Genomic DNA, 8,897 nt, shown 5'->3' with positions numbered 1-8,897 from the left:
CCATTCCTCGCAGCCAGCGGCCCGCGCAGCGGGCTTCTGACCCTGAACGCGGAGCGGGTCCCACAGCGCTGCGCGCTGTGCAAGGGAGGGCGGTTCGCTTCGCTCACCGCACACCCGGCGGAGCCGGGTGTGGCCCTTGCGCTTCGCTTCAGGGCTGGCCGCTTTGCGGCTTGGCCTCGCTGCGCGAGGCTGACCCCGTTCCGGGCTCACGCTCCGTGCTTCGCAAGGAGCGTGACGCCCACTCCGTGGGCGATGGCGGGTCCGCTCCGCTCCCTCCGCCCAAGCCCTTGCGGCTCCGCCTTCAGGGTCAGAAGCCCGCTGCGCGGGCCGCTGGCTGCGAGGAATGGGGCTCGTGCATCGCCTGAAGATGCACATGTTGAATTGGCGGAACGGTGGGATACCCCAATCGGTGCAGGCGATGACGTCTGAAGGAGTGAGGGGAACGTCTGATCAGTCGCTCTGGGGTTCCGTTGATCGTGTCACGGTTCTAGAGATCCCATTAGGAAGGTACGAATTCGGAGTCCATATCACTCCCACTCGCCGGAGGTTCCGTAGATTATGACCTTCCGGCTTTCTCTCATGAAGTCATGGTAGGCCACGTAAGAGTTGTCCCTTTCCTCCGACAGGACTTCTCCCCAAGGAAATACATCCTCGGGAAGGATCGTCTCTAGATCTTCCGACCAAAACTCAAGCGTTCCGGTCACCTCATCCTGGCAGTCACGCAAAAGAGACCCCGCAATATAGACCCGTTCAGGGCCTATCAGGGAAAGGCGGCTGCAAGCGGCCGAAAGGTCTCCTGATACGGATTCAAGCTCATGCTTTTCAGCCTCCGTCAGGTGCTCGCCTTTCTCTAACTTCGTAATGAATTTGGATGCGTGCACAGCTTTGATTGTGTAAGCGTCTAAAACTTCGCGGTATGCCTTCTGTCGCTCCTGGCGTACCCAATGCGCATGCTCATTTGCGGCCTGCGCCACAACCTGGCCTCGCACAGCATCAGCGTTCGTCTCAGCCCCCAGCCGGGCACCGCGTACCGCTGCAACGCCTCCGACCACCGCACCGCCAACACCGCTGACAAGCCCTACCACTCCGGCAATGACTGCCGCCCAACCCTGGTCCATGAACTCCCAATCCGTCTGTCACGGCTTCTATCCACAAGGGTCAAGATGATCATGCATATTCGCAGGTCACATGGGGTGGCGCCCATTGGGTAATCGGGTGCCACCCCATGGGCGAGCCGGTTGGTGGTGTGGTCGCCCGGCTTCTACTCACAGCGATGACGCTGCCGCTCGAACTCGCTCTCCGTTTCCGTGAGCAGCTGGTAGTGGTCGGGGCCGCGGGTGCTGTGGCCGCACGGGTGGACGTCCGAGGATGGAGTAATTCGGAGCAGGTGGTGGGCCACGAGGTGGAGACGGTGGGTGCTCGCGGTGCGGACGCTGCATCCGGCTGCTTGCGCAATGTGCGTCAGCTTTATGCGCCCGCCCCATGAGGCATCTGCTGCGGTAGCCAGAACGATGAGAATCCGGCGGCAGGTCCTATCCGGGCAGGCCGCGCTCGCAGCTCTTTCCAACGGAGGCTTGGCCCCTGCCGAAGCGGGGCCGGCGGGCGGGGCCAGCGACGTCCCTACGGGGGTGCGCCGGTCGGAACGGAGATGACCGTGCTCCACAAGGTAGGCCACGTGGACCCTCACAGAACGCTCCCCCAGTCCGGCCGCAGCGCTTAGCTGAGCAGCGCTCAGGCGCCCCGTTGCTGCGGTGAGACACGCGAAGACCGCGACGCAGGATGCGCACTCACCCGGCGGGACCAAAGTGTGTTGTGACATGAAAACTCCTGTGGGCCCGCTGCGCGTGCAACGGGCCCAGTCCTCAGACAGGTCAGACAGCTGTGGGGGATGGCAGAGCCGCAGCCGTGAGCGTCAGCTCGTGCAACGCCTTCGCGTTCTTCTCCAGCACCGCCTGCGCCTCACTGTCCATAGGGTCGATCAGAACGAGACGGGCCGCCGCATTCAAAGCGCGCAGAAGTTCGACATTCTCCTTCTGAGCCTGGGCAGGAAGACACTTCCACGCGGTGTTCCCCTGCTCAACGGCAACGCGCACTTCCTGCGACTCGCCCTCATCAGTCTGGAACCGCAACCCATAACGGGCCACGAGTACATAAGCGGTGGCAACACAGGCGAGAACCAGAATGTCGAATGCCACCCATACCGGTGTAGACGCTTTGTCCCCGAAAAGGGATCCTGCGACAACGCCAATACCAGCACCGCCCAGTAGGAGAACGAATGCGCCCCCGAAAAGTCCGAGAATAGGGATCGCGAACTCGTCCACCTCACTCCAACTGAACGTCGGAGCGATATGACGAGCCGGATACGCCACTGGCGGAGCCGGTTCGGTGATCACGATGCTCTTTCCCCAACTGGACATCCTGATTCCCCTCAATCGTGTTCGAATAACGAGCCCGACACAGGTGCGCCACCCCGCCTGCATCACAGACAGTCTCCGCCAAGATGCCTTACGAGTAGTCGAGTTCGACGTAATCAATGTCGGTGAACTCGACCTGGAGGCCTGCGGCGGCGACGGCCTGGAGCTCCGCGTGCGTCGCGCCGGCGGCCTGGGCGTCGAAGAGCCGGGCCGCGTACACCGGGGGCAGGTGCTGAGTGATCTGCCGGACCCGCCCGTCGTCGCTGGACCCGGCGGCGGACGCGAAGCCGAACCGGGCGCGCGGGCGCGGCCGTCGGATCTGCCCCGCGAGGTACCGCTCCACGGTCCGCTGCGAGACCCCGAGCAGCTGCGCCGCTTCCCGCGCGATCGGGCAGCTGCGCGACAAGGGGATCATCAGCGAGCGCCAGCGCGAGGGCACGCTACTCATCCACCCTCTACTAGCCAGCCACGAGTCGCTCGCCCCATGACCAACCACATCAAGGCCCCGGACACCCCGTGTGGCCCCATCAACTTCCGCGTCGGCGAGATCCCGCCCGCCTCGCGTACGGGACGGGCGCACGGGTAGCGGCTTCGCCCCGGACCTGGACGGCGGCGGGGACGCGATGGCCCCCGAGGCTCGGCCCGCCCTCCGGCTCGCCAGCTGAACCCGAGCTGCATCCCGCATAGCACGGCGGCGCCCCCGACAAGGAGGGCGCCGCCGTCGTTCCTGGACAGCACGGAGCAGGGTCGGTAGCACCATGAGGCGTTCGAGGGGGTTGAGAGTGGGCCGTGGGTGCGGGAGGGGAGTTGCCAACCATCTGACTTGGTTTGTGGCTGACTTTAAATCTGTGGCCTGCCGTGAAGGTGGGACGTGGTACAGCAGGGCCGGAAGTCCCCAACCATCTGACTTGGTTCGCGACGGACTTTAAAGATCGCGGCGTGTCCGTGCTCCTTGGCTTGGCTGACCCTGGATGATCAGCGCATGAGTGTGGAGTTGCCCGCTGTGCAGTGGGACGAGTTGTGGCTGCCGTTGCGGCCGTACGCGACGAACCGGCTGCAGGAGGGGATCCGGCGGGAGCGGCGGCCGGTGGCGATGACGCGTCGCTATGTGGAGGTGAACCCGTCGGCGCTGAGCAATCTTCTCGTTGTGGATGTGGACCACTCGGATGCGGTGCTGCGGGCGGTGTCGTCGGTGGGGTCACACCCGCTGCCCAACGCGGTCGTGGAGAACCCGGTGAACGGGCATGCTCATGCGGTGTGGGCTCTGGCGGAGGCGGTGACGCGGACCGAGTACGCCAGGCGCAAGCCGCTGGCCTACGCCGCCGCCGTCACCGAGGGGCTGCGCCGGGCACTGGATGGGGATGCGGCGTACTCGGGGCTGATGACGAAGAATCCGCTGCACACCGACTGGAGCACTGAGTGGCTCCATGGCGGTCTTCACACGCTCGGAGGGCTGGAGGAGGCGCTGAGCGGTCATATGCCGCCAGCGCGCTGGCGGGAGACCAAGCGTTTCCGTACCAACATCACAGGGCTGGGGCGTAACTGCTCGATCTTCGAGACGGCCCGGACCTGGGCATATCGCGAGGTTCGCCACCACTTCGGCAGCCCCGACACCCTGCACACCGCCATCCATGCGGAAGTGCACACCCGGAACGCCGAGTTCACGGAGCCGTTGCCGGCCGTGGAGGCGCGTGCGATCGCCAACAGCATCCACCGGTGGATCACGACACGGTCGAGGATGTGGAAGGACGGCGCGGCCGTCTACGAGGCCACCTTCGTCGCCATCCAGTCCGCCCGCGGCAAGAAGAGCGGTACAGCGCGCGCTGCACGCCGGGACGAGCGCGCAGCAGCAATGCTTGAGTACATGAGGGGGACGTCGTGACGCGGGAACCCATGCGTGAGCGCCGTACCGCGACGGCCCGTGAGCTTGCGGACCGGTTCGGAGTGTCCGAGCGGACGGTGCTGCGTATGGTCGCCGAGGAACGCGCGGTGTACGAGGGCCGGTCCCGGCAGCGTCGGGACCAGATCGTCGAGCTGCACCGGCAGGGGCTGAAGGGGTACGAGATCGCGCGTGAGCTGTCTGTCTCCGCCGGCCTGGTGTCCATCCGGCTCAAGGAAGCCCGCTCGGCTGGTATCGATCTCACCCGCTACGCCGCTGCTGGTGATGGGGACGCACCAACCCGCTGTCAGCACAAAAAATCTGCAGGTAGAAGGCCCTGATCGGTAGCACTAGGGGAACCGTTTTGTTCTGGTCCTCTAGAACAAGCGGGGCAGCAAGCCGCAGGTGTCGACCGGAGCAGCGCGGCCCGAGCGCGTGCAGCAACTGACCGTGCTGCACCGGCCTGCTGCAACCCGACGGCCACCACCAGGACCACGAGCAGCACCCCACCGACGGCGGCCACCACCCCCGCTACCCATCGCCGCACCCGCTGCCCACCATGGCGAGCAGCACGGCCAGGAGCAGCGACATCCCGTTGCCGCAGGCCCTAGCCTCACACGTCACGCCTCACAGTGCGCCTCGCCCGCCTGGGGAGACGGGCTGTGTGCCACGTAGGAGCAGCCGGGCTGTCACCGGGTGGCTATCCGAGCCAGACGATGTCCAGTACGGACAGGTGCCGGCGGTGGCGGTTGAGGAAGTAGACGACGCTGAGCTGGCCGACCGAGGCGGCCCGTACGTCCTCGCCCTCCGGATCGTTGGCGTTCCACTGAGGGAATCCCCAGGGGGAGCGGGCCGCGATGTCCAGGACGTCGCGCAGCATTTCCCTGGCGTGGTCGGGGAGGTCGCTGAGCGTCTTGGCCGCCTGCGGGGACAGCCTGGCGGGCCACGGCTCCGTGCTCATGGGCGGGGTCCGAGGATGTCCTCCAGGGCGATGAAGGTGGTGTCGTCCAGGCCGGAGTCGATGAAGGCGTCCACGGCCGGGGCGGTGTCCAGCCGGATCTGCCAGGTGCGGACGACGTCGTGGAGCGGGGTGAGGCTGTAGCTGGCGCGCGAGTCCTCCAGGGCCTTGCCCCAGTCCCGTTCGAAGGCCGGCGCCCAGTCCTCGGCACGGCGGTCGGTACGGATCCGCGCGAGGAGCTGGGCCGCCGCACCGGGGGCCGGTGCCGGAGGCGGCGTGGGGGCGTACTCGGGCTGGGCGCTCATGGGCTCCTCCAGATGGGTCCTGTTCGACACGTTAGCGCCGCCGTCGCCACCACTTGCCGCGTTCTGCCGGAAACGAGCCCCACCCGGCTTTCGGCGGCGTCATCCTTGGCACATGGAGGACTTCGAGTTCGAGTGCTGGGACTGCTGGGAGACCAACTTCATCAAGGGCCGCCCCAAAGGGTTCTGGACCACGACCCACTACGAACTGCCCGGCGAATGGAACTGCTGGTCGTGCGGCGCCGTCAACACCACCCCCGACGACTGACCGGGCAGTGGCCAGAGCCGTTGCGCCGCCACCCACAGGCTGAACTGCCATGGAGCCAAGCCGCCACATCGCAATATACGGAGACGGCGGCGGCCCCAGACAGTCCGTCTGGGGCCGCCGCCGTCTCCGTTCCTAAGCGGCCTTCGGCAGGGCTCCGCTGGCCACGAGCTCCAGCAGATCGTGGTTGAGGATCGTATAGACGCGGTTGGCCCGCCCGTTGCCCGTGGAGGCGAGCACGCCCGCCTTGCGCAAGTAGCGCATGCTCTTCTCGATCGAGGCCAGGCTCACGCCGAGCGCGTCAGCGAGGTGCTTCTGCGTCGGCCCGTGCAGCTGCTCCTCCCGGCCCGGCAGGAGTCGGGCGTCGACCAGGTCGGGGGCCTGGTCGACGAGGTAGTAGATCAGCTGGGCGAGCCGAGCGGCTGCCGGACGGGAATCCAGCCCGTACACGATGTTGTGGACACGAAGCTGGTAGAGCAAGGCCTGGTTCAGCATTCGCTGGACGCTCAGATCCCGCATGGCCCAGCTGCGCAGGACGTCGCGGGAGATCCGGATCGTCCGTGTGACGCACAGGAACTCGACCCACGGGCGCACGAGCGCCGGTCCCGCGAACACGTCGAGGTCGCCGAGCCACCGCTCCGGCCCCCACAGGCGGCCGTCTTCAGCCGCAACGCCGAACACGATGATCTCCACGAAGCTGCGGTCGATCGGTGTGTTGTTGCGGGAGTGCCGGTGGACAGTGCTGCCGGCCGCGAGAGCCGTGGCAGCCTCGATGACGACGCCCTTGGACTGGAAGTACCGCGTCAACCGCACCTGGACGCCGCTGCGGCGCGGGCGGCCTTCGGCGTAGAACTCGCTGGACGTCATGTCAGTTCCCCTCCTCAGCCGCACGGAAGGGACCAGGGGGCACATAAGCCCCAGCCACGGCGGGCGCCAGCTGCTGGGGCTCGGTGAGGAGGCGCACGACGGGCACCATGGCGCCGATCAGCGTGCCCATGGCGAGGACGACGGCCGCGATACGCACCGGTGTCATCTTGAGATGGAAGACCGTGAAGCACACGGTCCCGAAGACGATGAGGAATAACACCGCGATGATCACGAGCACGGCTATGGACATGAAGACCCCTTCAAGGGGGAAGGGGCGGTCGACTGCTCGGCTGTCCATCCCTGGCTAGGGGACGTTCAGCCGAGCCCGGCCGGAGACCGGAGACCGCCAGATGAACTCTTCGGACCTGCAGCACTAGCCGAAGGGCACACCCCCGGAAGGGGAGGTCTCCTGCGACCAGTATCGAATGACTTTACATTCACGGAGCGAGCGGTCATAACTTCCCCTACGCGTAGGGGAATCGTTTGATCACTTAGAGGAACTGCCCCCAGAGCCACCGGACTTCACGAATGTGACTTGCGCCATAATGGAACGCGTGTTTCCGCCTCGCTTATGCCGTAGAAGTACGGCTCTCAGGTCGGCACGGTGCAAAATCACTTTGGTTTACGGCATAACTCGCGAGTAAGAGCGGTTACATAGACGCGTTGGACATGGGCCTTGAACTCGCCCGGACTTCAGCATCATCGGGCCTCCCGGGAGGGTGGCCCCCTTCCGGGGCCCGATGGAAATGCGTCACTGAGGGCCCCACCGACCGGTGGGGCCCTCAGCGTTTTCCCTGCTCAGAGCATCCCAATGGGTGCCACAGCAACAGGCGGCTCGACCTACCCCCGCGCGGGTCAGCAGGCGGCGACTTCTGTGGAACGGCGGACATCCGTTTCCTCCTGGGATGAATGACGGGCGGAGCAACTGGCGCTCGGACCGGGTGGAGACAACCGCGCTCCGCACCCCGGAACGGACCGGCAAGCCCCGCCGGATGGCAAGGCCAGCCGGTGCCTGCGCTGTAAAGGGAAGTCAGCTCTTGGATGACACGCCAAGCACAGGCATGGGCAAGCCGCGCAGTCCGCGTCTCTCCTGTGTCCTTGTTATGTGGGGGTAGAGCTGAGATGTCTCACGCGACTTGCGGTGAACTTCCTGCGGGCGGGGAAGCGGGCATGCCTGCATGCGGGCTGCACAGACCTGCTGAGGCTGCAGCCGATCCATGCAGCAGCTGTGCATGGATCTCGAACTTCTGGGGGAGTTCGAGGCCCGCCTTGACCGCGGTGCCCAGGAGCCAGGACACGACGCCGATCTTCAGGTGTTCGGCGATGTTGGTGATGAAGAGGTTGAGGCCGGCGCCGACGGCCTTGACCAGGTTGCCGAGGAACCCGATGGGGTCCTTGAGGATCTTCATGATCGCGGAGCCGGCCTTGGCGAGGATGCCGAGCAGGAGGTTCTTCAGCTCGTCGATCTTGTTCAGCGCCGCGGTGTACTTGTTGGCGAGGTCCTGGACCAGCTGTTCGGACTTCTCGTCGACCGTGGCTTCCAGGTCCTCGAACTTCCCGGCGAAGTCCTTCGCCGCTTCCTCGCCGAACTGCTTGAGGTCCGCGGGGAGTTTGTCGACCTCCGCCTTGAGTTCGGTGCGGCCCGTCGCGATGCGGGCCTTCGCCCTGCCCAGTTCCGTACCGATGAGGTCGGCGACGGCGGAGATCACCGTCTGCATCTGGGACACGTAGAGCTTGCGGGCGTCCTGGTAGAGGTTGTTCGCCTCCTTCGGCAGACCCGCGAACTTGTCCTTCACCCAGCGGGTGGCTCTGTCGATGCCCAAGAGCAGCGTTTCTCGGGCAGCTCGGGAGGCTCGAACGCCTGGCGGCGGGCCGGGATCTCGATGAGATGGACGGCACTCCGCGGCGTGGGCCTGAGCCGTCCGCCGTTGACATCGGGACGGGTCAAAGACAAAGACGCTGGCTACGGGGCCAGGTGGCGCGGTGGTGTGGCCCCGTCGCCGACAAGCAGACCTCGGTCAGAGGCGCCTCCCGTACTCGTCGATATCGAGGTCCGGGCCCGGCGAGCGCCTCCCAAAGCCGTCGAGAAGTGACTTCGCGAGTGGTCGATAAAGCCACAGCGGGCCTTGCCCGTCCAGCCCGAGTAGCGCTTGTCCTTGTACTTCTTCATCCGGCGTTTGTGGTCCGCCGTGAACGCGTCCCGGGCCGCCTT

Annotated in this window: 12 protein-coding genes; 3 read left to right on the top strand and 9 right to left on the bottom strand. The window is 65.9% G+C overall.

Annotated elements, in window-relative coordinates; all coding sequences use genetic code 11:
- Positions 1 to 527 precede the first annotated feature (527 nt).
- The 3 genes from ABT170_RS40445 to ABT170_RS40435 form a co-directional block, all read right to left on the bottom strand.
- A complete protein-coding gene (locus ABT170_RS40445; RefSeq protein WP_351876239.1) occupies positions 528 to 1,118 on the bottom strand; it encodes a hypothetical protein in 591 nt (196 codons plus the stop codon).
- Positions 1,119 to 1,871: 753 nt separating this feature from the next.
- Positions 1,872 to 2,195 carry a hypothetical protein gene (locus ABT170_RS40440; protein WP_351876236.1) on the bottom strand — a complete coding sequence of 108 codons (324 nt, stop codon included), beginning with the start codon at positions 2,193 to 2,195 and terminating at the stop codon, positions 1,872 to 1,874.
- 310 nt (positions 2,196 to 2,505) lie between these two features.
- The gene (locus ABT170_RS40435; RefSeq protein WP_502970642.1) at positions 2,506 to 2,862 is read right to left on the bottom strand and encodes a hypothetical protein; all 357 of its coding nucleotides are present in this window, start codon (positions 2,860 to 2,862) and stop codon (positions 2,506 to 2,508) included.
- Between the two features lie 555 nt (positions 2,863 to 3,417).
- Here ABT170_RS40435 and ABT170_RS40430 point away from each other — a divergent pair.
- Entirely contained in the window at positions 3,418 to 4,296 is an 879-nt protein-coding gene (locus ABT170_RS40430; RefSeq protein WP_351876233.1) for a replication initiation protein, read from the top strand.
- Positions 4,293 to 4,634, top strand: a complete 342-nt coding sequence (locus ABT170_RS40425; protein ID WP_351876231.1) for an HTH domain-containing protein — start codon at positions 4,293 to 4,295, stop codon at positions 4,632 to 4,634. Before ABT170_RS40430 ends, ABT170_RS40425 begins: the two co-directional genes overlap by 4 nt.
- Before the next feature lie 359 nt (positions 4,635 to 4,993).
- Here ABT170_RS40425 and ABT170_RS40420 read toward each other — a convergent pair whose 3' ends face one another.
- Together ABT170_RS40420 and ABT170_RS40415 are read right to left on the bottom strand one after the other, a co-directional pair.
- Positions 4,994 to 5,254 (bottom strand): hypothetical protein, encoded by a 261-nt coding sequence (locus ABT170_RS40420; RefSeq protein ID WP_351876228.1) that lies wholly within the window; start codon positions 5,252 to 5,254, stop codon positions 4,994 to 4,996.
- Positions 5,251 to 5,556 carry a DUF6247 family protein gene (locus ABT170_RS40415; RefSeq protein ID WP_351876225.1) on the bottom strand — a complete coding sequence of 102 codons (306 nt, stop codon included), beginning with the start codon at positions 5,554 to 5,556 and terminating at the stop codon, positions 5,251 to 5,253. The genes ABT170_RS40420 and ABT170_RS40415 overlap by 4 nt, the downstream gene beginning before the upstream one ends.
- A gap of 112 nt (positions 5,557 to 5,668) precedes the next feature.
- On the opposite strand from ABT170_RS40415, the gene ABT170_RS40410 reads away from it, so the two are divergent.
- Positions 5,669 to 5,821: a hypothetical protein gene (locus tag ABT170_RS40410; protein WP_351876222.1), complete on the top strand. Its 153-nt coding sequence runs from the start codon at positions 5,669 to 5,671 to the stop codon at positions 5,819 to 5,821.
- 132 nt (positions 5,822 to 5,953) lie between these two features.
- Here the strand turns inward: ABT170_RS40410 and ABT170_RS40405 are convergent, their stop codons facing one another.
- The 4 genes from ABT170_RS40405 to ABT170_RS40390 form a co-directional block, all read right to left on the bottom strand.
- Positions 5,954 to 6,685: a Crp/Fnr family transcriptional regulator gene (locus tag ABT170_RS40405; RefSeq protein WP_351876219.1), complete on the bottom strand. Its 732-nt coding sequence runs from the start codon at positions 6,683 to 6,685 to the stop codon at positions 5,954 to 5,956.
- A 1-nt stretch (position 6,686) separates the two neighbouring features.
- Entirely contained in the window at positions 6,687 to 6,983 is a 297-nt protein-coding gene (locus ABT170_RS40400; RefSeq protein WP_351876216.1) for a hypothetical protein, read from the bottom strand.
- Between the two features lie 829 nt (positions 6,984 to 7,812).
- Positions 7,813 to 8,508 (bottom strand): hypothetical protein, encoded by a 696-nt coding sequence (locus ABT170_RS40395; protein ID WP_351876213.1) that lies wholly within the window; start codon positions 8,506 to 8,508, stop codon positions 7,813 to 7,815.
- Positions 8,509 to 8,648: 140 nt separating this feature from the next.
- A partial coding sequence (locus ABT170_RS40390) for a hypothetical protein (RefSeq protein WP_351876210.1) occupies positions 8,649 to 8,897 on the bottom strand: 249 nt, incomplete at its 5' end.

The organism is Streptomyces sp. NPDC001787, assembly GCF_040297465.1.
In the GTDB taxonomy this organism is placed as follows: domain Bacteria; phylum Actinomycetota; class Actinomycetes; order Streptomycetales; family Streptomycetaceae; genus Streptomyces.
This window is presented reverse-complemented; position numbering and strand designations above follow the sequence as displayed.